Source organism: Nocardia macrotermitis, from assembly GCF_009604405.1.
Classification (GTDB): domain Bacteria; phylum Actinomycetota; class Actinomycetes; order Mycobacteriales; family Mycobacteriaceae; genus Nocardia; species Nocardia macrotermitis.
In genome coordinates, this window is record NZ_WEGK01000013.1 from 202,521 (window position 1) to 225,877 (window position 23,357).

Here is a 23,357-nt window from a genome sequence, read left to right on the forward strand (position 1 = left end):
CCGGTGTCGAAGGGTTGGTCGGCGATGGGGTGGTGCGTTAAACCGGTGGTAGGTGGCAGATTTGGATGAGTTCGCGGTCTCGGGTGCGGGAGACCAGGACGCCGCGACCCGGGGGGTATTTGGCGGGGCGGACGTCGCCGAGGATGACGCCCTCGTCCTTGGGGGTGCTCATCAGCAGGGCGTCCACGGACATGTCCTTCATGGGGCCCAGGACGGGGTCGTACAGGGCGCGGCTGGCGCCGCCGGCGCGGCGGGCGATGATCAGGTGCAGGCCGATGTCGCGGGCCTGGGGGATCAGTTCCAGCAGGGGGGTCAGGGGATTGCTGGTGGCGACCATGTCGTAGTCGTCGACGATGACGTACACCTCGGGGCCGCTCCACCAGCTGCGGTCGCGCAGCTGGGCGGGGGTGATGTCGGAGCCGGGGATGCGTTCGGAGACGAAACCCGCGACCTCCTTGATCATGCCGCCGGACGTCTGCGAGGAGGTCGAATAACCGGCCAGGTGCGGGCCCTCGACGACACCGAGCATGGTGCGGCGGTAGTCGAGCAGGATGATCCGCGCCTCGTCCGGATGCGAGTTCTCCACGATGCCCATCGCGATGTTGCGCAGCAGGGTGGTCTTGCCGGAGCCCACGTCGGCGAACGCCATCAGATGCGGCTGTTCCTCGAAATCCAGTACCAGCGGCTGCAATTCGGATTCGCCGAGGCCGATCAGCACGTGCTTGGCGTCCAGGGTGATGCCCAGCGCGCGGGTCGCGGCGACGGTCTGCTGCCGGTCGATCTCCAGCGGCAGCATGCGCACCGGCGGGGCCTGGCGCCCCGGATACAGTTCGGACAGCGCGGTTTTCGCCGCGGCCACGCCGTCGGACAGGGTGTTCGCGTCGGGGATCGAATCCAGCCGCGGCAGGGCCAGCAGCATGTGCAGCGACTCGCGGGTCATACCGCGGCCCGGACGGTTCTCCGGGACGCTGCCCGCGGCGCGGCGGTTCATCTCGGAGTCGGTCGGATCACCCAGCCGCAACTCGATCCGGGTGCCGATCTGGTCCCGGACCGCCGGACGGATCTCCGCCCAGCGGTTCACCGCGAGCATCACGTGGATGCCGTAGGACATGCCGCGCGCGGTCAGCGGGAGCACCAGTTCCTCGAGCGGCGCGAATTCCTCGCGGAAACCGGCCCAGCCGTCGATGACCAGGAATACGTCGCCGAACAGGTCCTCCGACAGCGGATCCGCGGCCCGCTCGGCCTCCGGCCTGGCGGCGAGTTCGGCCTTGCGCCTGCGGAATTCGCGCATGTTCTCGATGCCCAACTCCAGGAAGCGGGCCTCGCGCTGACGTTGCAGCGTGACGAGTTCGGCGATGGTGCGGCGCACCCGGTCACCCTCGAGCCGGCTGGCAGCCGAACCGACGTGCGGCAGGCCGCCGAGCGCCGCCAGGGTGCCGCCACCGAAGTCGACGCAGTAGAACTGCACCTGTTCGGGGGTGTGCCGGGCCGCCGCGGCCATGATGATGGTGCGCAGCGCGGTGGACTTACCGGACTGCGGGCCGCCGACCACCGCGACGTGGCCCTGCGCGCCGGACAGATCGATGACGAGCTGGTCGCGGCGCTGCTCGTAGGGTTTGTCGACGATGCCGATCGCCATTCGCAGATCCGCGACGGGGTTGGCAGCCGATCGCCAATCCTGCTCGGGCAGTAGCGAATCCACCGTCGGCGAGATGTCCAGCGGGGGCAGCCAGACCTCGTGCGCGGGACGTCCGTGGCCGACCAGCCGGTCCACCACCACCTGGAGCAGGCTGCGTTCGGGACCGGCATCGATCGGCTCGGCCAGCAGTTCGTTCAGGTCCGGAAGTTCCACCTGGACAGGCTGTTTCGGTGCCTCGCGCACCGCGATCGAGGTGGCGGTGAACAGATCCACCACCTCGGGCGCGGCGGTCACGCCGACGGTCCGCTGCACGGTGGCGACCGGCGCCACGTAGGGGCCGGACACGTAACTCGCGTTGAAGCGCAACGGATCCGCCGCATCGCTCTTCAGGTATCCGGAGCCGGGCTGGCTCGGCAGATGGTAGGCGTCGGTGATGCCGAGCACCTGCCGGGACTCGCTGGCGGAGAAGGTGCGCAGGCCGATCCGGTAGGACAGGTGCGAGTCCAGGCCGCGCAACCGGTTCTCCTCGAGCCGCTGCGAGGCCAGCAGCAGATGCACCCGCAGCGACCGGCCCAGACGGCCGATCATCACGAACAACTCCGCGAAATCCGGCTTCTGCGAGAGCAATTCGGTGAACTCGTCGACGATCACGAACAGCGCGGGCAGCGGATCCAGCGCGGCGCCGTTGGCGCGGGCCTTCTCGTATTCGGTGACGTTGGCGAAATTGCCTGCCGCACGGAGCAATTCCTGCCGTCGCGTCATCTCACCGGCCAGCGCGTCACGCATGCGGTCCACCATCGAGATCTCGTCCTCGAGGTTGGTGATCACTGCGGCCACGTGCGGCAGCGGGTCCAGGCCCAGGAACGTCGCGCCACCCTTGAAGTCGACCAGCACCAGGTTCAGCAGATCCGGCGAATGCGTGGTGACCATCGACAGCACCAGTGTGCGCAGGAATTCGGATTTACCGGAACCCGTTGCGCCGATACACAATCCGTGCGGTCCCATACCGTTCTCGGCGGCCTCCTTGATATCGATCTCGACCGGTTGCCCGTCCGGGGTGACGCCGATCGGCACCCGCAGCCGCTCCCGGGACGAGCGCGGCCGCCACACCGTGTCCGCCTCGATCTTCGCCGCGTCCGGAATCTTCAACAGCGACATCAGGCCCGGATCGGTGACGGTGTCCGCGTCCAGGTCGACGATCTGGCTGGCGGTCGCGGTGCGGTAGCGGGACATGCCGCGCGCGAAGGTCGAGCTCTCGGCGATGCTCACCCGGTCCGGTCCGGCGAACTTCTCCACCGTGCCGCCCGTGCGCGCGCCGATCACACCCTCCTCGACGACCAGTTGCAGACCGCGGCGCGCGGCCAGACCGGTCTGCGGGGCGGTCAGGTCCAGGACCGTCACCGAATCCAGTCCGGCGTCGGAGACGATGCGCTCCGAGCCGCCGACGTAGCCGTCATCGATCAGCACCACCAGGTGGATCCGGCCGGCGGTCGGCGGGGTGTTGCGCAGGAACCGGCCGCGTTCGAGCAGATCCTCCGACAGCGAGTCCTCGAGTTCGGCCAGCGACTCGTAGAGCATCCGGCTGGAGCCGATGGCATCCTTGGCGCGCGGATGTTGCAGGTGCGGAAGCCATTTCGTCCATTCCCAGGCCGCGCCGTCGGGTTCGGCGGTGACGATCGCGATGGCCAGGTGATCGGGGCCGTGGAAGACGGCCAGCTCCATCAGCATGGCGCGGGCCAGATCCCGGGTCGGTTCGCGTGGACCCTCGATGTTGACCGCGGGGAAGGCGCGCAACGAGATCGCCGTCGGCAGCCGGTGCACCACCGAATGGGTGCGCACGAAGCGGCGCAGCGCGACGGTCGCGACCGGTTCCAGATCCTCCAGCGGACCGGTTTCCGGCCGGGCCAGTTTGGTGGCGATCCGGTGACTGCCGACGCCGATGCGGACGTGCCCGAAATCCGGATCGTTGGGGCGGCGCTCCCACATCCGGCGGGTGCCGATCAGCGAGTGCAGATCCTTCGGATGCGGATGCGTCCAGGTCAGCGCCGAGCGTTGGGCCTTGCCGGTGTTGCGGACGTCCCTGCGCAGCTGCTCCAGATAGCGGAAGTAGTCCTTGCGCTCCTCGTTGAGTTCGGCGGCCTTCTTCCCGCCGCCGCCACCGCGCCCCGCGAACATGCCGACCATCGACATCAGCATCATCATCGGGAACATCATGCTCATCGGGTTGGTCAGCATGGACTTACCGCTCATGGTGAACATCAGGCCCATCATCCCGACCATGGCGACCACCATGACCAGCGGCATCAGCCGCTGCCACAGCGGACCGGGGATGGGTGCGGTGATCTCCGGGGGCGCGTCGATGATCACCTCGCCGCCCGGCGACCGGGGCGGGGCGATCCGGGCCATCCGGACGAAACCCTGTGTGCTCATGGTGTTCTCCCGTGCATCGCGGATCGCTCAGCCGTTCCGGACCAGGTCGGTGAGCTGGTGGCGTGAGGACGTCTCGGTCTTGGCGTAGATGTTGGACAGGTGGAAGCCGACGGTGCTGCGCGAAACGCAGAGTTCGGTGGCGATCTGGGCGTAGCTCAGACCCTGGGTGAGCAGGTTCGCCACCTCGCGTTCGCGGTCGCTGAGCTGCGCGAGCGGGTCGACCGTGGGTGTGATCAGATATCCGGCGCCCTCGATTCCGGCGAGCAGGGCGTCGGATTCGCGCTGCGCCTCGGCGGCGCCGGCCTCGTCGCCGAGGGTGCGGCGGACCCGGGCCAGATCGGCGGCGAGCAGGACGCGGTGGACGCGCAGTTCGGCCATGCCGTGTGCGCGGGCTTCGTTCAGATGACGTGCCGCTTGCTGCGGATCGCCGTCGCATTCGGCGGCGAGTCCGCGCAACCACGCGGACGCGCCCGCTCGCCAGACGATGTGTTCCGGGGCGTCCGCCAGGCTCGCGGCCAGCTTCCGGACCTCCTCCGGGCGGCCCGCCGCCGCGTTGATCATGCCCTGGGTGAGCTGCCACATCTCCGGTTCCGCGTGATACCAGATCAGCGGACCGAAATCCTTGTTCAGCGTCTCCAGATAGCGGTCGGTGGGCTGACCGGTGAGACGCAGGGACAGGAACTCCGAGGTGACGGCCATGGCGATGGCGGGTGTGGCGGGGTACTCCCACAGGGCCGCGCGGGCGGTGGCGCGATGCTGGGCCATGGTGTCGGGATTACCGGCGGCCACGTCGGCCAGTACGGCGACGGCGCGGACCATCGGGTGCACCGAGCCGAACGCCAGCGCCGCATCGATCCGCTCCCGGGCTCGCGACCAGTCGCCGCGCAGCCAGTACGCGTAGCCGAGCATGGCGTGGAACTCGCCGTCGCGCATCGTCATCATCAGCAGGTCGTCGTCGAGCTGCGCGGCGTACGGCTCCAGCTGGCGGACCGCGACGTCCGGCAGACCGGTGCTGGCCGCGACCACGCCGATCCAGACGCCGTCCAGATCGATGCCGCCCTCGCGCGGACGCGGTCCCCGCACCCCGTGGTGCTGTACCACCGCGGAGGCGATGTAGTAGTACTCGGTCAGGCAGGGATCCGACATCGGGTCCAGTTCGTCCGCGAGTTCCAGGGATCGCTGTGCCCGCTCGACCGATCCGATGATGGTGACCTGAAGCCAGGCGTCCAGCAGGTACAGCCGCAGCCGGGTGCACGGATCCGTGGCATCGATCAGGGGCGCGGGAATCGAGAGGATCACCGCTGCGGACCGCAGGCCCCGCCAGCGTTTGGCGAGCAGGAACGCCTCGACCAGTTTGCGTCGGGCCTCGTCGTGCACCTCGTCGAGCCGGGCCAGGTGCCGGTCGACCGCGTCCAGTTCGCGCGCCAGGATCAGATCGAACAGGGCGTCCAGGTAACGACGTTCGCGCACAACGGGATTCGAGGACACCCGGCTGGACCACATGCCGGTCAGGCTGGCCTGCCGGTAGTCCCGGGACAGGTGCAGTGCCCAGGACGTCGCGGCCAACTCGTCGGCGAGGTCGTCGTCGGGGCCGTCGCTGCCGAGGTAGCGGTGTCGCAGTGCGTCGATCGGCGCGTCGGTCAGAGCGGCGGCCCGGCGGTGCAGGGCCTGGCGTTGCGCCGGTTGGATGGCGGTCGTGCCGACGGCGCGGATGATGCCGTTCGTGATCCGGATCTCGAGCCGGTCCGGGGTGCCGCGCGAGTCGATCACGCCCAGTAAGCGCAGCGACTCGAGGGCTCCCGCGGGATCCTCGAGTTCGGCCAGTGCGGCGACGGTCGGCAGTGCGGTCCAGCGGTCTCCGAGCACGATCGCCGCCGCCAACAGCGACGTCGCAGTGGTGTCGAGTCGATCCAGCAGTTCCAGGAAACAGTGGATGAGACCAGCCGGTGCGGGTGGCTCGTCGGTATCGCGGATCTCGTCGAGGGTGAAATCGTGCAGCAGGTGTTGCAGGTACAGCGGATTGCCGCTGGTGTACCGCCACAGCCGGGTGCACAGGGCGGGGTCCGCGTCCGGCCAGGCCCGGGTGAGCAGGTCGCTGAATGCCGATTCGGACAGGCCGCTCAGTTCGAGGTGGATGGTCCGGTCGGTGTCGAGTTTCAGGCGTTTCCAGGGTTCCAGGGTCGGGAAGGTCAGCGAGTGGGTGGCCACCACGACCAGGAGACGATCGGAGAACGTGCGCTCGACCAGGCGCGCGATCATGTCGCTGGATTCGGTGTCGAGGAGCTCGGTGTCGTCGACGACGAGCAGGACGGGTGCGTCGGACCGGGTCTGCTCGATCCGGTCGCGCAGCAGTTTCGCCCCCTGCGCCACAGTCGGACCGGGATCGACGGCCGTGTCCGGAACTCCCCATTCGTGAAGTACGGAGAACGGCTGCGGTCGGTCGTCGTCGGGCTGTAGTTGCAGCAGGTGGAATCCTTGTGCCTCGGCCACCACTCGACGCAGGAAGGTCGTCTTACCCGAGCCGGGCCCGCCCTCGATCAACAGGACGGTGGGCTGTCCGTCCCTTGCGCGGCGCAGCGACTCGGACAGTGCCGCATGCTGTTCGGCGCTCCAGCGCGGGGACCGATCGGTGACCTCGGAACGGGACTGGCAGTTTTGCACAGTCGCCCGGGCGGACTTTCGTACGATACTCGGTCGCACTGCTGATTTGGCAGTCAATTGTGTACGCCCCCTTCACTTTCCGAGGAGGTTCGGGTGAATCCGACCCCACTGATCGGTGGTTTCGTGCCACTGGCGGTGTTCGCATCGCTCGACGGTGTGATCCGCGTCGATTCCGCGGCGGTGGTCGCGACCACTGTGGCACTCGTCGTCGCGATGCTGACCTCCGAACGCAAGATCGCGTCCGTACCCGTCGCGCAATCGGTGATCTTCGCCGCGGTCGCCGGTCTCGCTTTCGGCGGCGGCGCGTCGGCCCAGCACTTCCTGGCCACGTACGGGTGCTGTATCACCTTCATGCTGCTGGCCGTCTTCATGCTGGGAACCGTGCTCTTCGTGCCCTTCACCGCGACAATCGCCCGGTACTGTACCCCGGCACAGGACGGCGCGCAGTTCGTGGACGCCGACCGCCGGATCAGCGCCGCGTGGGGGCTGGCCGTACTGATCATCGGCCTGGCCGACCTCGGTGCCGCCACAGCGCTGCCGAACGGCGGCAAGGTACTGGTGGGCGTGCTGCTGTGGTGCGGTGCGGTGGCGCTGGCGGTGGCCGCGCTCGGGTACACCTGGCGGGTGGTCGCCGACGTGCGGGCCCGGCTCGTTCGGGAGATGGGCGTGCGGGGCGATGCCGTGATGGTCGGTTGAGGTGGAATCGCCTGGCAGCGTGGGGTTTTCGGAGTGCTCATTACTCGTTCTCACTAGATCGAGTCGCGGATATCAGCAACCTTATAACAGGAGGTTTATATCAGCGACTTTATGTAAAGAGGGTGCATCCCCGGGTAGCATTTTCGGGGTGAAATACCGGCCTACGGATGTATCGTTGGCGGTGAAGAGGCTGCAACATCGCCATCACCGCGCGCTCAATCGCGCGCTGGCGCCGCTGGGGGTCTCGCTTGTGCAATGGGACACATTGCGCCACTTGCATATTCGGCCGGGCGCTTCGTTGCACGACCTCGCGATACTGACCTTCCAGACCGACCAATCCTTCGGCTCACTGGCCAACCGGATGGCCGAGCGTGGGCTGATCGAGCGGGTTCCGGGGCCGGGGCGGGCCGTCCGGCACCGCCTCACCGATGAGGGCGAGCGGGTGCGTGCCGCCGGTCAGGAGATCATGGATCGGGTCATCGACTCGTCACTGGGCGGCCTGACGGCCGATCAACTCGATCAGCTCGGCGAATTACTCGATACCGCACTGGGTTACGACCCGCGGACATAGCCGCCGCGGCCGGATCGCCGGTCTCGACGAGATGCGGTTCCGGGCAGGGGATTCGGTGAAGGTGTCCCAGTTCACAGCGGAGAACCGTTCGGGCAGGCCATGTTTCGCGGCCTCCGTGTCGGTGCCGCCGACAGCCGGGCCGAGTGGGATACCCGGCCTCGCTGTCGAGATGCGTTGAATCGGTCATGAAGTTAAGTTATGCCCGTGATGCGGGGCCGACACGTACCTCAGCGCCACATTTTTGGACTTACGTGCCACGTGGTGAGGACCTTGACGATGGCAAACGGATCGGCATCGAGCCCGGCGAGGACGTTCGCGACGGACGTCACCACCTCCCGCACCGCCCGCGAAGGCTTCAACGTCTTCCGGCGGGACTGGGAAGCGCAGGTCGGCGAGTCGTGGCGGCCGAACGAGCTGGATGCCGCGACCACGCGCGAATTCAAGGTCAACATCCGCTCGGTCTCGGTCCACGACGTGATGATCGGTGACATCTACACCGCGTCGTACGTCGGGCGGACCACGCTGGCCGACGGTGGCGTACTGATGCACCTGATCCGGCACGGCTCCTGGCGTTTCGGTACGCCCGAGGAGCGCGGCGAGGACGTCACCGTTCCGGCGGGTGGCTTCATCGTGCGCCGCGACGGGCCGTACGCGCTGTACAACATGGCGTTCGGCTCGATGGCAGACATTCTGCTGCTGCCCGCCGCCGTCGTCGCGCCGCTGCTGGGTGGCCGGTTGGTCCGCGGATCGACCGACTCGGCCGAGATGCGCGTGCTCACCGCGCACACCTACACGATCCGCGAGATAGCGGGCGACCTCACCCCGGCCGGCTTGCAGGCCGCCCGTGATGCCCTGTTGGAACTGGTCAAAGGGGCCATTCGGCGGGAACTCGACGACGTCGAGCCCCGGTTGGCATCCGCGCTGGCCCGGGCGGCGATGGACATCGCGGACCAGCACCTGACCGACCCCGATCTCACCCCGGCGGAGCTGGCCCGTCAGCTCAACGTCTCGGTGCGCACCCTGCACCGGGCGTTTTCGTCGACCGGGGAGACGATGGCGGCCTACATTCGTCGCAATCGGCTCGAGCAGGCCCGGATCGATCTGGTCGCACCGCCCGAGCAGCGACTGGGCGTTTCGGAGGTCGCCGCTCGGTACCAGTTCACCGACAGCAGCCACTTCACTCGCGCGTTCAAAGCGCAGTACGGGCAGACGCCCACCAGGTTCGCCCGCGCGCCGCATGAGGAGGTCGACCCCGCGACGGATCGCGCCCGGGAGTAGGGCGGCCATCGAATACATTGCACCGCACGATATTCGGCTGCGTCGGTAGATTATGTTGCGCTGCATGGTGTTCGGCGGCGTCGGTCGATTGGGGTTACGCCGCGAGGCATTCGGCGGCATCGGTCGATTATGCCGCACCGCAAGGCATTCGGTTGTGTCGATCGAGGTGTCGGTGATCTCGTACCGCGGCGAGCGACCTCATCAGTCGTCGCCGGGAAGTTCGAGCGGACCGTGGCGGCGGAACGGCGTCGACACCGCCAGCACGATCGCCAACAGGATCAGGCAGCCCAGCGCGCCACCGAGACCGATGCGGGTCGGCCACGGATCCACCGGCGTTGCGGCCGGTGGGATGGGCAGCGCGCGGCCGGTCACCGGAGCGGGCGCGGACGCGGCGGGGAGATCCGCGGTCAACGCCGCCACCGGGTCGACCATCCCGGCCCCGATGCGATCGTCGCGACCATTGCCGGGCGCGTGTGCGGTGCGCACGATCCGATCGATGACCTGTGCCGCGGACAGCCGCGGATACCGCGCGCGCACGAGCGCCGCCACCCCGGAGACGAAGGCGCAGGAGAAACTGGTGCCGTCCAGCGGGGCGATGCTCCCGTCCGCCTCGGGGATGCCGTTGACCAGGCCGGTCCCACCCGGATTACTGTCCAACGACATCAGATTGCTGCCCGGTGCGGCCACCCCGACCCACGGTCCGTAGAGGGTGTACGAGGACGGCGAGCCGTCGGCCTCGACCGACGCGACGGACAGCACGTTGGGGGTGAACCAGGCCGGAGTGGCCACGGTCGTGACCGAATTCCAGCCGGTGGTGCCGTTCTGGGTCTTGCAGGTGCCGTTACCCTGCAGGTTTCCAGCCGCGGCGACCACCACCACATTGTGGTCGGCGGCGTACTGGAGCGCCGCGCCGAGTGCGGCGTCGCCGGAATTCTGGCCCGCCGCCGAGCACGACACCTCGGAGATGTTGATCACCGTCGCGTGCAGGTCCACCGCGTGCACGACCGCGTAGGCGAGGGTGACGACGTTGCCGTAACCACCGGCCGACATCTGGCCGGGCCGGTTCTCGCCGTAACTGCTCGAGGCCGTGTAGGCCAGGCTGGTCTGGCGGATGGACAGGATCGTCGCCTCGGGGGCCACCCCGGAGAACCGGTCGCCGCGATCCGGGGCGGCGTGCGCGGCGATGATGCCCGCCACCAGGGTGCCGTGCCCGTCGCAGTCGGCGGTGCCGTCCGAATGGGAGACGTAGTCCCCGCCCGGGATGACGCGCAGCCGCGGATGCCGGTTCACACCGGTGTCGATCACCGCGACCAATTGTCCTGCGCCACGGCTGAATTGCCACGCCCGATCGAATTCGAGCGCGGTCTGCACCGCCGGTTCACCGGTCGGCGCGGGCCCGTTCCAGAGTGGTTTCGCGCACACCAGTCGCTGCTGGGTGGCCTCCGGTGGGGCGACCGGGGAACCCAGGATCAGCGCGTGCGGATCCACCGTCGGCGGTGCGACGGCCCCGGCGGGCCCGGGTGTCAGCATTGTGAGTGTCAACGCGGTCGCGGCGGCCCCGAGACGGCGGATCGCCGCGCCGATGCGCAGCTCAGACATTGCGCGCCAGGGTGTAGATGTCCAGGAACCAGAATGCCAGCGGCCCGATCGCGCAGATGCACGCGTATTCGAGCACCTCACCGGCCCGCTGCATGACCGGCGACACCGTCACCCGGGGCGCGACGACGCCGACCAGCACCGCGACGACCGAGAACACCACCAGCAGCCCGGCCGCCGGTAGCGCCGTCCCGGACCAGTGCGCGCCCAGCAGCACCGCGGTGCCGATCAGCACCGCGCAGCCACCCACCACCAGCGTCGCCGCCTGGGTGCGGTCCGCGAAACTGCGGCCGCGCCGGCACAGCACCAGACCGGTCGCGGCCGCCAATACCGCGCCCTGCCAACGATGTTCGTTCGAGGCGGCGGTGGCCAGCGCGCCCAGCACCGTGACCAGCACCAGGCCGATGAGCATGCCGGACTGGTATTCGTTGGCACGCCGGGCGCGCTCGTCCAGCCCGGCGGCCGAGGGAATCGTGGTCGCCCCGATCGCGCCGATGCCCTCGATGGTGGGGCGCTGTTCGTGGTCGCGCGGATCGATCACACCACCGGCGGTCGGCACCGGCGGCACCGGCAGCCGGGACGCGGCCACCGCGATCCGGGGTGTGAACGTGATGGTCAGCAGCGCGAACATCAGCGCGATCACACCCGCCTGCGGCAGGCCGATCGGCCACATCGTGAGCGTCCCGGCGACGGCGGTGCCGAATATCGCGGTGGTGATCACGGCCGCGAAACCGGTGGTGCCCGTGTCGAGTAGACGCATCATCACGACGGTCAGCAGCAGCACGACCGCGCAGCCCAGTACCAGTTGCGGCGCACCGAACGCGCCGGGGACCAGCACGGCCGCCCCGGCCCCGCTGATGACCAGGCCGCACAGCGCCAGCCCGGTCGCGGTGTAGCGGTCGGCATACATGCGCAAGGTGAGCGTCGCGGCCAGCAGCGTCAGCAGCCCGACCAGCAGCCCGGCCGCGCCGGCCACCACACCCCAGCCCTGGGTGTCGGCGAGCGGCAGCAGGATCGCCACCCCGACGCTGCCCGCGACCGCGGCCGCCGGGCCCGCCAGCGTCGCGGTCCCGGAATGCCAACCGCGGAAAGAACTTTCGGTCAATCGAGCGACCGCATCGATGACGTCGTCGAACAGCGCGGGCGCCTCCACGGTCTCCGCTTCGCGCAGCACCAGCAGCTCACCGTCGAACACGTCGGCCTCGGTCAGCGACCGGTGCGGCTCGATCGGTTCCTGCCCCAGCCGGGCGAGGGTCCAGTGCCCGGCCCGCAACGCGGCGTCACCGTCGTCCTCGGCCGCGTGCGGATCGCGCGACGCGATCAGCGCGACCACTTCCGGAATGAAGTTCGCGATCGGGACCGCGGCGGGCAGCGCGACATCCACCTGGGTGTCGCCGCCGATCACCGACACCCGGCACAGTTGCGGTTCGGCGGTTGTCGGCTCGATCATCGGACGAACTCCCGGGGTTGCGGCCGTCGCGCGGCAGGATCGAGGGTTTCGGCGGTGTGCAGCACATCAACTTGCACGTGACCGATCCCCACAGGGGCACGGACCTCTTTCGTCACGTGACCCAAGTTGCGCAGGGGTGTGGACAAGGCGGTCATGATGTCCGCGCGGGTGGTATCGAGGTCAACCACGGGGACCCCAGGCGCCGGCGAAGGTGTCGAGTGGTTCGACGGTGGCCATCACGTGATCCAGGACGTCGTTGAAAGGACGTTGCGAGATGGTGGCATAGGCCTTGTCCGCCAACCTGTTTCGCTCGTCCTCGGCGCGCACCAGATCGACGCAGGTGTCGACCAGTTGCGGGAAGGGGACCCCCGCGATGCCCGCGCCCAGGTCGTCGTCGTCATCGCGGTGGTTGATCTCGGAGACGACCGCCTTGCGATTGCTCATCAGATAGCCGACCCGCAACGACTCGAGCGTCCGGTAGTCGGACCGCCCGTGCATGTTCAGCACCACCTTGGCCCGCCCGATGAACGGATCCAGCTGGGAGCCGTAGGTCCGGTGGTGGTACTCCACGTTCAGCCCCGCCCGGCGCAGCGCCGAGATGATCGCGACTCGTCGCGGGGTGTTCAGACCGTAGAACAGCACGTCGATGTCCTGCTCGGCGGCATGCGGCACCCGTTCCAGGGCGGGATGATGCCCGATCGGCACGTAGTGGGCATGTACGCCGTGGGTCTGGAGAACCTCTATATTGTGCCGGGAATAGTCCCAGACCACATTCGCCCGCAGTGCGTCGAACGGGAAGTGGTTCACCCCGATCCGCCACCCGCAGATCGGCTCCAGTTGGTAGAACACCGATCGCGAGGTGAACTCGTGCGTTGCGTCGAAATAGGCGAACGCCACGTTGATCAGGTCGGGGTCGTACCCGTACCGATTCGTGGTGCTGTGGCCGAGTTCGCGCAGGCTGCGGGCGACCATGTCCATCATCTCCAGATACATCGGGCGCCGCTGGCCCCGTGGCTGGGTGACGTTGAAATGCATGTGAGTCGGTTCTCCGGAACGATGTGCGATCGGTCAGTGCGGACCCCACGCGCCGACGCGGGGGGCGAGGGGCTGGACGGTGTGCAGAACGTCGGTCAGGATGTGCGCGGTCGGGCGGCGGGAGATGACGTCGTAGGCCCTCGCCTCGAGGGCGGCGCGGGCGGTGTCGTCGCGGACCAGGCCGACGCAGGCTTCCACGAGCCGGTGGTAGGGAACCGCGACGATCCCCGCACTCAGTTCGTCATCGTCGTCGTGGTGGTTGACCTCGGCGACGACCGCCTTGCGGTTGCTCATCAGATAGCCGACCCGGACGGATTCCAATGCCCGGAAATCCTTGCGCGAGTGCAGGTTCAGCACCACCTTGGACCGAGCGATGAGCGCGTCCAACTCGGCGCCGTAGACGGCGTTGGCGTGCACCATGTGCAGCCCGGCCCGGCGCAGCTCGCCGAAGACGAGTTCCCGGCGCGGGCCGCCGACGCCGTAGAACAGCACGTCGATATCCTGCTCGGGCGCCGCGCGGACGCGTTGCAGCGCGGGGTGATGCCCGATCGGCACGTAGTGGGCTTGCACACCCAGCGTGCGCAGGTACTCGACATTGGCCCGCGAATAGTCCCACACGACGTGTCGGCGCAACGCGTTCACCTGCACGAGCCCGTGCCGCAGTCCGTGTTCGCAGACCTGCTCCAGCTGATAGACCACCGACGCGTCCGGAAAGCGTTGCGGCGCAAGGTAATGGCCGAAGAGCACGTCGATGTGGCCGGGTTGCGGCGCGCAGCTGCTCACCGTGCTGTGCCCGAGGTCGCGCAGGGCGGCGGAGACGGCGATCATCACGTCGTCGAACGCGGGTGAGGTCCTGCTCGGATCGCACACCGTGATGTTGAAATCCATGGCGGCGTCGCCTTACACCGTGTAGAAGCCGTCGCCCCACAGGGTGTGCAGGCGTTGGAAGTAGTAGTCGTACTGCTTGGCCACCACCTCGGTGGAGAATTTGGAGATCGCGTACTCGCGAATCGCCTGGTAGTCGAGCTTGTCGACGGATTCGGCGGCATCGCAGAACTCGCGCAGGGTGCGGCAGCGGTAGCCCTGCACGCCCTGCTGGACCGTCTCGCTGAACGCGCCCCAGTCCGTGGTGATCACCGGCGTCCCGCACAGCATCGCCTCCGCGTGTACACCGCCGAACGGTTCCAGATACAGCGACGGCACGAACACCCCGCGCGCCCGGCTCATCAGTTCACCGCGCCGCTGGACATCCACCACGCCGACGTACTCGCCGAACTCCGGCGGCCGCCCGGCCCCCGCGACGATCAGTTTCGCGCCCAGCCGCTTACAGGTGTCCACCGCGATCTGGAAGCCCTTGGCCTCGATCAAGCGGCCGATGAACAGGAAGTAGTCGTCCTTCTCCGCGGCGAACGGGAAGTCCTCGACCTCGAAGTAGTTGGGGATCACCGCGTCGTAGAACTGGCCGCGCTCGGACATGATCTTCTGCACCGTGGTGCGCGCGCCGTGCACCGCGTGCATCCAGGCGTAACTCTCGAACACCCGGTGTTTGGAGAAGACGCCGCTGTAGCCGACGCCGTACTCCACCGTCTGTAGATCCGGAAACGCCTGGTCCAGCAGCTGCTGACCGCCGCCGCCGATGGCGCAGAGGAAGTCGCGCGGCTGTTTGCGCTTGGAGATCTCGGCGATGGTGCGCGCGTTGGCGATGAGCCAGTGCCGGTCCTGCGGGTTCCAGCTGAACCAGTCGAAGCCGTCGGCGAGGGTCTTCTCGCCGAACCACTCCTTCTGATCCTCCTTGGTGACCACCGTGATCAGTTCCGTGCAGGCGGCCTCGTTCTCCTCCGAGGCGTACAGGAACACCTCGTGCCCGAGGCTCATCATCATGTCGCAGAACTTGCGCACCTTCTGGGTGTAGGCGCAGGGCGAGTAGTGCTTGGTGGTCTGGGTGTGTGGCAGTGCGGCTACATGAAATCTCATCGACTCACTCGTTCTCGTTGACAGTTGGCTCGTGGCTGCTGCGGTGTCGGCGATCCGGTCCGGGTGATCACCGCCTGCCGGACGGGGGAGTCGGCGTGTCGGCGGGACCACTGCTCGCGGCGGCCAGGGTGTCGTGGGCGATCAGCGCGGCCTGCCGGTCCAGCATCGGGCCGGTGGGCAGCCGACTGACGATCTGCCAGGGCGCGAGTTTCGGATCGGACAGGCCGAGCATGGCGGCGGTGGCGGCGTCGGGGACGCCGAAGCGCACGCCGGTATCGGTGATGTAGAACAGCACCTCGCGTCGGGTGCTGTCCGGCGCGATATCGGTGACCTGCACGTATTCGCCGGTCGACGGGGGGATGTAGGCGGCGTCGGCGTATTTGTCGGGGCCTTCGCCGACCAGGGCGACCGGGTGCATGTCCGAGCTCAGTGGCACCTGTTTGCCGATCAGCAGGTTCAGTGTCGCGGTCGGGTCGTGTGTGCCGCGGGTCCAGTGCACGCAGGACACCGGGTCGTCGTCGGCCGAGAGGATGTGCGGTGGCTCGGCCGGGAACTGGTCCACGTGGAGTTCGTCGACGATCGGTACCCCGGCGATCGCGTCGGGTGCGACCCGCATCATGTCGGTCTGGCCCATGGATCCGGCGCTGCGCAGGACCTGCGCGGCGAACGGCGACAACGGCTGTAGCCCGTCCGCGAGCACCGCGTACAACGTCGTGTTGTTGATGTTGTCGACCCGGATCACCGCGCCGACAGGCACTTTCGCGCCCCGCACGTCGCTCGGTGTACCTGCCCGGGCGATGGTCGGGGTGTCCAGGTCCGGCACGGTGACCGTGGCGTTCAGCAGTCCGTCGCTGATCGGCCGGGGCCGCAGCCCGCGCAGGCCGAGGGTGGTCGTGATCGCGGTGTCGTTCATGTCGACGCGCGCGTGTTTGCCGTCGTAGAGCAGGTAGGTCGCGGTGCCGTTGACGACCAGCAGCGCGTCGCCGGAACCCTCGCGGATGGCCGGGCCCAGTCGCGGCGGTCCGGACAGGACCGTGGTCTTCACGCCGGTCGAGATGTCGTCGCACAGGGTCCAGTCGGAACGTTGGTGATCGGCCGGGCCGGGCAGTGCCGCGGGCACACCCGGGATACCCAGCAGCGGGCCGCGCGCGAGTCCGGCCAGTTTCTTCTCCGGCACCGAGGCCGGTGTCTCGTTGGTACCGGTGATCAGGCGGGCCGAGGCCAGGTTCAGCACGGGGTGCAGGGTGTTGTCGACCAGGACGTACAGTGCGCTGCTGCCCGGTTCGGAGATGATCTTCGCCTGCCCGACCTGCCCCTGCGGATGCAGGAAGGCGAGTATCGCGCAGCCCCCGGTGACCAGGATCGCCAACACCAGCCCGGTGACGAAGGAGCGGTACTGGATCCGCATGGGGTCGTGCAGCATGCGCACATCACGGCGTACCAGCGCGTGGTCGAAACGCTGTAGCAGAAAACGGTATCCATTGACCTGAGCTCGAGTGGTCAACTGTGCTGGCACTGCACACTCCTTCACCGTGCCGCGTGCACAACGGTCGGGCCTATCGGAGGCTACAGTAATTCCCGGGTGAATGCTCTAGGGAGACAACCGAATGCGCAAACTTCCAGTTATTCGATCGCAAATGAGAAGTACAGAGAATGCACGGGAAGGTTCGGAAAAACCGGCGGTGACCACGGAATCACGGTTGTCCGCGCCCGACGAATCCGGTGCGTCCCGGTGGTTTCCGCTGCCGGTTGTGTTGTGCGCCACGGCGTTCGGGGCGGCGGCCGGGACGCTGGTGATCGCGCTGCACGGCCCGCTCGCCGCGACGATCGGGACCGGGGTCGCGGTGGCTGCGCTCTGTACGGTTCGTGCACGAGGGGTGAATATCTGGCGGCTGCTGTTCATGCGCTTGGCATTACGGTGGCGGAACCGGCGCCGCGGCGATGTCGGGCAGGGCGCCGCGGCGTTCGACGCACCGGTACCCGATTCCGACGTGAAGTACGGAATGCGTTGGGAGGACGGGTGTCTGATCACCATGTTGCAGATGGAGCCACGGGTCGTGGCACCGACCCTGCTGTCCCCCAAGGAGATTCGCACCGTCGATCCGATCCCGCTGGACGAGGTGGCGCGCTGCCTGTCCCAGTTCGACATCCGCCTCGCTGCCATCGACGTCGTCGCGCTCGGCGTGCGCACCAGCGGCGGGCACGAGGCGGTGCGCATCTACGAGCGCATGCTGGGCCCGCTGCCCGCGACCGCGGTACGCACCGTCTGGCTGGTGTTGCGCTTCGATCCGCAGCACAACGCCGACGCGATCGGTAATCGCGGCGGCGGTCCGGAGGGGGCCGCGCGCGCGATGGTGATCGCCACCCGGCGGGTGATCAACCGGCTGGCCCGGCACCGGGTCCGGGCGCGGGCGCTGACCGCCGCGGAACTGGCGGCCGCGGAGACCGCGGTCCGCGGTGAGGACATCCCGGGCGACTGGCGGGAGAGCTGGCAGGCGTTGCACCGCAACGACTTCGAACTCGCCGGATACGCGATCCACCCGGACCGGCTGACCACCGAGGCGCTGGCGGGCATCTGGGCCGTGCCCGGGAACTCGACCATGGTGCGGTTGCGGGTGAGCCGGAGTACGGCTCCCGGGGCCCGCGAGGATCCGGCGGGGCGGGTGGCGATCACCGGGCTGGTGCGGCACGACACCGTCGGACCGGTCCCCGACGGAACCCGGAAGATGTTGTCCGAGTTGGGTTTGCAACCACTGCCCGGAGTGCAGCGGCGGGTGCTGCTGGAGGGCGGTCAGCACGCGGCCGTCGGGTACGGCGCACCCGCGGCGCTGTCCCGGCTGACCGTGCCCGCCGGTGGCACCGGTCAGGTGATCGGCGCCACCGAGGACGGATTCGGTGTCGCGGTACCGCTTTTCGGTCCCGGCGTGCGCCGGGTGGACATCGTGGGCGGCCTGCTGCTGGCGCAGCAGGCGACGGTGCGGGCGATGGCGCTGGGTGCGCGGGTGGTCGTGCACAGCAGCCGGCCCGAGGGCTGGGCGCCACTGGCCGCGCAGGTCGGCAGGCCCGAGGTGCTGTCGGTGTCGTATCCGGGCGGCGGCGCGCAGCACACCGCGGCCGCGACGCTGATCGTCTACGACGGCATCAGCTCCGCCGGGCAGCTGTCCGAGGCCACCGTGGTGCACGTGCGGGCGGCCGGGGACACCGACGAGACGGCGGCGGGAGTGGATGTGGCACTGATCGCGGCCACCGACGGGTCCGACCGGGTGCACATCCGCACCTCGGCCGGGGAGTACACGGTGCGGATGGTGTCCATCCCCGACGAGCTGCGTTATCTGGCGGGCGAGCGGGTGGGCGTGCCCGCCGCCGCGGCGCCGCGGCCGAGTGTGCCGGTGTAGCAAGACGATACGGGCCCGTCACCTCGTGGGTGACGGGCCCGCACGCGGTTTCCGGTGCTACCAGGTGAAGTCGCCGGCGACCTTGGTGTCGGTACTCTTGGCCTTGGTCACTGCGTCGTTCACGTGCGTGATGCCCTTGGACAGCGTCAGCAGCAGTCCGTCCAGGTCTTCGATCAGCTTGTTGTGCTTCTGATGGAAGGCGGCCGAGGCGCCACCGTCGTCACCGCTCTGCCATGCCTGGTTGATCAGTTGGGTCGCTGCTGTCTGGGCATTCTCCCGCTCGGTGGTGATCGTTCTGTGGTATCCCTCCAGCTCGCTGATGAGGCCGCTGATGGTGTTGCTGTTGTACAGCATTGGTCCGCCGCTCATGAAAGCGCCTTTCTCGAGGTGTGGTGAGGTTGTGTGGTGGATCGGGACGGGATCAGCTGTAGGTGCTGGTCAGCGAGGTGAAGCCGGTGGAGGTCTCGTTGTCGGAGGTCGCGACGGTCTTCTCACCCTGGGCCAATGCGTCGGAGACGATGCCCAGATCCTTGTTCACCTGGGTGATGTTGCTCTCCAGCGTGCTGGAGAAGTGGTCGAACGCTTGGTAGGCCTCACCCTGCCAGCCCTTCTTGGCGGCCTCCACCGAGGTGCGCAGCTGGTCGATGGTCTTGTTGATCGGGGGAATGACGGCGGCGTAGTCGTTCGCGAACTTCTGGAACCGATCGAAATCCATGAAATTAGTCGACATGGGATGTCCTTTCGAGTAGGTGGTGTGTTGTCGCGGAGGTGGTCTCCGGACGGATCGGGGAATCTGCGGGCTGCCGGTCGATGCCGGTATCGGTGTCGTCCACGGGCTAGGGCATCCACCCGCCTTCCGGCAGCGATTCGATCAACGTGGCGATCACCTGCGTCAACCGGTGGTCGCTGCCCGGGGAGAGGGTGGTCCAGGTCTGCCCGTCGGCGGTGACGCTGCCGCCGCCGACGATGCGTCCGGCGGCCGTGTCGTACACCGCGGCCGCGGCGGGGGAGCGGACGGCGCGGCCGTCGCGATGGCTGTAGCAGACGATCTCCGCGACCGAATGCCGTTGTCGCAGAGCAGATCCGATGGCCGCCGCGGCGGGCTCGGAAAGGCTCGGCGCGTAGCCGCCACCGGTGTGACCGGCATCGGTCGCGTCGAGGAAGCGTCGCAGTTCGTCGGTCGGCGCGCTGCACACCGCGATCTCCGCGGGCTCGCACGGGCCCAGCGCGGACAGCAGCGGGCGGGTGAGCGTCAGCGGGTCCGCGTCGACCCAGACACTCGCGATCTCGAGCGTGTCATCGGTGCGGATCGCCACGGCGTGGTCCAGGCCGCGGCGGGCCAGGCAGAACCGGATCATGGTGTCGGCGTCGGGATTCTCCCCGCGCAGGATGCGGGCGACCAGCTGACGTTCGGGGTGGGCGATGGTGAGCAGCGCGGTCGCCAGCTCGTCGTCGCGGACCTCGTCGTCGCTGTTCAGGACGCCGCGCTCGCGCAGGTCGGACAGCGCTGCGTCCCGGGCCGCGTCGAGTTCGCGGTGGTCGGTGTGGCGCGGGTGCAGCGCCAGCGCGAGCGGCAGGGTCTGGATGCGCAGTGCGGCCGCGACGGCCAGTGCGCCGTCGGTGGTCAGCGTGGTCGCGGTGGTCATGATTGCCCCGGTACCGTCTGGGCCGGGGTGGCCCGCGCGACGACGGGGGCGGCGGCACCCAATACCGCAGGGGCGGTGGCGAATCCGGAGTGTACGGCGATCGTTCCGGTGATCTCGTCGGGGTCGGCGTCGCCCGCGCGGGGTGCGGGCGGATGTGGTTCGGGCGGTGCGGGGAGCACCGGAGGTGGCGCGACCGCCGGTGGCGTGGCGACAGCCGAGGACTGGACCACCGGCGCGGCCGTCGGGACGGCCGCGGTCGGTGTGGTGACCGGGGTCGGCGGCACCGTGGGCAGGGCCAGCACCGCGCTGTCCACCGGAATCGTCGGAATGATCTGAACCTGTTGCGGGACGGGGATGTTCAGCTGCGACAACACATCCACCGACGGTTGCGGCTCCAGCGTCTCGGCCACTACCTGCTGCCCGTCGTGTCCGGGCCGCGGCGAGCCGGGCGACTGTTCGGTGAGCAGGTTCGCGGCCGCGGAGACCTGTGGCGCCTGCTCCAGCCGCCAGGGATGCGCCAGCGGTTCGCTCGCGGACTCGTAGGACCGCATCGCCCGCGAGGCCTGCTGCCGCAGCAGGTCGAGCTGCTGTTCGGCGGTGTCGAGCAAACCGGCCAGCGGCGTCCCGATCAGGGTGACGCGGACCAGATCCTGGGCCTGGCGCGCCGCCGCGGCCATCTCGGCGAGATGCGGGACGGCGGTGCCCGCGGTCTGGTAGGCGGCCGCCTGCCGCGCGACCCGCGCGGCGTTGGTGCGGGCCGCCTCGGCGGAGCGGTCCAGCCATTCGGCCAGCAGGGCGAGTTGCGCGAGGCCGTCCGCGCTGGACGAGGACGACCAGACATCGCCCAGGACCGTCAGCATGGCCCGGAATTCCGTTGCGGCCTCGGTCAATCCGGTGGCGAGGGCGCCGTAGGCGGCGATGGTCTCGGTCATCGGTGTACTGCCGGGGCCCGTGGTCAAATCGTGCACCAGCTGTTCGGGTGGGATCGCCTCCCACACGGTGCCGGTGAAACCGGGCCGGATCGGATCCAACATCGTCAGCGCCCCGAGACGGTCTATGTCAGGGCCCGGAACGCGTCGACGGTCTCGCCGTCCGCGTTGCCGAACGAGTCCGCGTGCGCCCGCAGATTGGCCGCGATCTTGCGCAGCTCGTGCGGGCCGGTGCGGTACGACTCCCGGAACGACGCGCCGACCTCGTGCAGGGTCCGCGCGGTGGCCACCGAGACCGGGTCGAGTGCGGCGGCGGCCGGGCCGAGCGCGGGCTGGGCGTCGTGAAGTTGCCCGTCGAGGCGGTCGGCCAGGGAGTCCAGCCGACTCGCGGTCTCCCGGGCCATTTCGTGGTCGAAAGCCAGTTTGTTCACGGGAATCTCCTGGTGGGAGTGGGGAACTGTGAGGGATCTGTCGGGAGTCAGAGGCTGAACGCGGTGTCCGGTGGGGTTTCGGTGACGGTGACCGCGCCGATCACCGGGGCGGGAGTCTGTTCCTCGGAGTCCTCGTCCAGTTCGTCGCTGTGGCGGGCGGTCACCCCGGCCGCGGGCGCACTGGTCGCGACACCGGCCCGGACGCCCGCCAGCGCACCGCCGGACGGGATCAGCGGTGGTAGCGGCTCCTCGACCATTGCGGGAGTGGTTCCGGCCGGGCTGGCCGCCGCGGCGCCGACGGTCTCGGCCTGCCATGCACCGAGCGCGGCGCGGGCGCTCATGGCCTGCACCCCCGCGGCGCTGGGGATGGCGCCGAGTGCGGCGATGCCGCCCGGCACGATCGCGCTGATCGCGCCGGTCGTCATCGAATCGGTGTTCGCCGAGACGGGTTCGGCCGTGGCCTTCGCGGCGGCGGGCAGGGCGGTCAGTGCCGTGCTCACCAGTGGCTGGGCTACCTGCATCACCTGTTGGAAGCCCGAGATCAGCTGTGTCAGTTCGGATTGCGAGCTGCTACCGGCGGTACTGACGGTGCCGCCGCTGACACTCACCGGATTACCGGCCTGGGTCATCACAGCCGAATGGCCGACCAGTTGGGCCTTGGTGGCGGCGGTGATCGCGGCCGCCTCCGCCGCGGCCTCGGTCGCCGCCGCGATGAGTGCGGCCTGGCCACCCGGGGTGACCGCCAGCGGTGCGAGCATCGCCTCGGTGGCCACCAATCGTGCCGCCACCGCGGACATCTGGGCCGATCCGGTGGCCACTGTGGTCGCCGCCGCGCCCAGCGAGGCGTGCACCTGGGTGGCCTGGTCCGACACCGACGCCGAATCGCCCAGTGCGGCAACGCCCGACGCGGTGGCCGCGGTGGCGCCCTGCCCCTGCATGCTCTGGAGCAGTTGCAGCCCTTGCTGACCGAGTTGCACGGCCGTCCCCACGCCCTGCAACACGCCCTGTAGCAGGGACTGCGGGTTGACCGCACCGGCCGCGCCCAGTGCGCCCGTGCCGAAACCGCCGAACAGGTCCGTGACCGGCTTGAGCAGCGCGGTCATATCCAGTGCCGGTAGTGGCGGCAAGCCCGGCAGCGGGGCGAGTGCGATCGGTTGCGGTACGCCCGGCAGCCCGATGGTGGCCAGCACCTGGGCGCCCGGCTGTCCGATCAACGGCGCGGCGGGAGTGTTCCGCAGAGCATCCAGAACCGTGGGATGTAATGGCGCCGTGAGGGATTCGGCGTCCGTGCTCATGGCTGGGTCGGCTCGGCGACGATGAAGTCGGCGGCGTTGCGCTCCTCGGTCCGGGAGTACGCGTCGGCGGCGGTGTGCGCGGCGAGGGCGGTATTGGCGAAGACGTTCGCCAACTGGTTCACCGCTGTGAAGTGATTGGCCTGCGCATAGGCGAAGCTGGCCAGGAACTCCTGGCCGATCAGCCCGAACACCGGCGTGGCCGCCGCGACGCTGGCCGCCTGATCGATGTTTCCCGCCGCCGCGACGGCAGTGGCCATACCTGCCGCGGTATCGCCGTATCGACGGAATGTATTGGGTTCCACCTGCAGAGTGTCCACCCGGCTGCCTTCCT

Annotated in this window: 19 protein-coding genes; 4 read left to right on the forward strand and 15 right to left on the reverse strand. The window is 68.9% G+C overall.

Annotated elements, in window-relative coordinates; all coding sequences use genetic code 11:
* Positions 1–37: 37 nt before the first annotated feature.
* Together eccCa and NRB20_RS27535 are read right to left on the reverse strand one after the other, a co-directional pair.
* On the reverse strand, positions 38–4,069 hold the full coding sequence (gene eccCa, locus NRB20_RS27530; protein WP_153414045.1) for a type VII secretion protein EccCa: 4,032 nt from the start codon (positions 4,067–4,069) through the stop codon (positions 38–40).
* Positions 4,070–4,096: 27 nt separating this feature from the next.
* The gene (locus NRB20_RS27535; RefSeq protein ID WP_194290027.1) at positions 4,097–6,730 is read right to left on the reverse strand and encodes a helix-turn-helix transcriptional regulator; all 2,634 of its coding nucleotides are present in this window, start codon (positions 6,728–6,730) and stop codon (positions 4,097–4,099) included.
* A gap of 93 nt (positions 6,731–6,823) precedes the next feature.
* Between NRB20_RS27535 and NRB20_RS27540 the strand changes: the two genes are divergently transcribed.
* From NRB20_RS27540 to NRB20_RS37705, 3 genes are all read left to right on the forward strand, one after another.
* Positions 6,824–7,426 (forward strand): hypothetical protein, encoded by a 603-nt coding sequence (locus tag NRB20_RS27540; protein WP_153414049.1) that lies wholly within the window; start codon positions 6,824–6,826, stop codon positions 7,424–7,426.
* A gap of 181 nt (positions 7,427–7,607) precedes the next feature.
* The gene (locus NRB20_RS27545; RefSeq protein WP_319945479.1) at positions 7,608–7,997 is read left to right on the forward strand and encodes a MarR family winged helix-turn-helix transcriptional regulator; all 390 of its coding nucleotides are present in this window, start codon (positions 7,608–7,610) and stop codon (positions 7,995–7,997) included.
* 276 nt (positions 7,998–8,273) lie between these two features.
* Positions 8,274–9,275 (forward strand): helix-turn-helix domain-containing protein, encoded by a 1,002-nt coding sequence (locus NRB20_RS37705; RefSeq protein ID WP_194290028.1) that lies wholly within the window; start codon positions 8,274–8,276, stop codon positions 9,273–9,275.
* Between the two features lie 201 nt (positions 9,276–9,476).
* Here the strand turns inward: NRB20_RS37705 and mycP are convergent, their stop codons facing one another.
* From mycP to eccB, 6 genes are all read right to left on the reverse strand, one after another.
* Complete coding sequence (gene mycP, locus NRB20_RS27555; protein ID WP_153414053.1) at positions 9,477–10,874, reverse strand: type VII secretion-associated serine protease mycosin; 1,398 nt, start codon at positions 10,872–10,874, stop codon at positions 9,477–9,479.
* The gene (eccD, locus tag NRB20_RS27560; RefSeq protein WP_153414055.1) at positions 10,867–12,321 is read right to left on the reverse strand and encodes a type VII secretion integral membrane protein EccD; all 1,455 of its coding nucleotides are present in this window, start codon (positions 12,319–12,321) and stop codon (positions 10,867–10,869) included. Before eccD ends, mycP begins: the two co-directional genes overlap by 8 nt.
* Before the next feature lie 180 nt (positions 12,322–12,501).
* Positions 12,502–13,356, reverse strand: coding sequence for a CgeB family protein (locus tag NRB20_RS27565; protein WP_153414057.1), 855 nt, complete (start codon positions 13,354–13,356; stop codon positions 12,502–12,504).
* A gap of 33 nt (positions 13,357–13,389) precedes the next feature.
* Positions 13,390–14,244 carry a CgeB family protein gene (locus tag NRB20_RS27570; RefSeq protein ID WP_153414059.1) on the reverse strand — a complete coding sequence of 285 codons (855 nt, stop codon included), beginning with the start codon at positions 14,242–14,244 and terminating at the stop codon, positions 13,390–13,392.
* A gap of 12 nt (positions 14,245–14,256) precedes the next feature.
* On the reverse strand, positions 14,257–15,330 hold the full coding sequence (locus NRB20_RS27575) for a glycosyltransferase (protein ID WP_153414061.1): 1,074 nt from the start codon (positions 15,328–15,330) through the stop codon (positions 14,257–14,259).
* A 67-nt stretch (positions 15,331–15,397) separates the two neighbouring features.
* Entirely contained in the window at positions 15,398–16,846 is a 1,449-nt protein-coding gene (gene eccB, locus NRB20_RS27580) for a type VII secretion protein EccB (protein ID WP_319945475.1), read from the reverse strand.
* A 166-nt stretch (positions 16,847–17,012) separates the two neighbouring features.
* On the opposite strand from eccB, the gene eccE reads away from it, so the two are divergent.
* Positions 17,013–18,725 (forward strand): type VII secretion protein EccE, encoded by a 1,713-nt coding sequence (gene eccE, locus NRB20_RS27585; protein WP_194290029.1) that lies wholly within the window; start codon positions 17,013–17,015, stop codon positions 18,723–18,725.
* A 57-nt stretch (positions 18,726–18,782) separates the two neighbouring features.
* On the opposite strand, the gene NRB20_RS27590 is transcribed toward eccE, so the two are convergent.
* The 7 genes from NRB20_RS27590 to NRB20_RS27615 form a co-directional block, all read right to left on the reverse strand.
* Positions 18,783–19,094, reverse strand: coding sequence for a hypothetical protein (locus NRB20_RS27590; RefSeq protein ID WP_153414065.1), 312 nt, complete (start codon positions 19,092–19,094; stop codon positions 18,783–18,785).
* Between the two features lie 52 nt (positions 19,095–19,146).
* Positions 19,147–19,455, reverse strand: a complete 309-nt coding sequence (locus NRB20_RS27595) for a WXG100 family type VII secretion target (RefSeq protein ID WP_153414067.1) — start codon at positions 19,453–19,455, stop codon at positions 19,147–19,149.
* A 106-nt stretch (positions 19,456–19,561) separates the two neighbouring features.
* Positions 19,562–20,371, reverse strand: coding sequence for an ESX secretion-associated protein EspG (locus NRB20_RS27600; protein ID WP_153414069.1), 810 nt, complete (start codon positions 20,369–20,371; stop codon positions 19,562–19,564).
* Positions 20,368–21,405 (reverse strand): PPE domain-containing protein, encoded by a 1,038-nt coding sequence (locus tag NRB20_RS27605; protein WP_153414070.1) that lies wholly within the window; start codon positions 21,403–21,405, stop codon positions 20,368–20,370. Before NRB20_RS27605 ends, NRB20_RS27600 begins: the two co-directional genes overlap by 4 nt.
* A gap of 20 nt (positions 21,406–21,425) precedes the next feature.
* A complete protein-coding gene (locus NRB20_RS37710) occupies positions 21,426–21,731 on the reverse strand; it encodes a PE domain-containing protein (protein WP_194290030.1) in 306 nt (101 codons plus the stop codon).
* Positions 21,732–21,778: 47 nt separating this feature from the next.
* Positions 21,779–23,026 (reverse strand): hypothetical protein, encoded by a 1,248-nt coding sequence (locus NRB20_RS37715; RefSeq protein ID WP_194290031.1) that lies wholly within the window; start codon positions 23,024–23,026, stop codon positions 21,779–21,781.
* On the reverse strand, positions 23,023–23,328 hold the full coding sequence (locus NRB20_RS27615; protein WP_319945476.1) for a type VII secretion target: 306 nt from the start codon (positions 23,326–23,328) through the stop codon (positions 23,023–23,025). The genes NRB20_RS37715 and NRB20_RS27615 overlap by 4 nt, the downstream gene beginning before the upstream one ends.
* Positions 23,329–23,357: the final 29 nt, after the last annotated feature.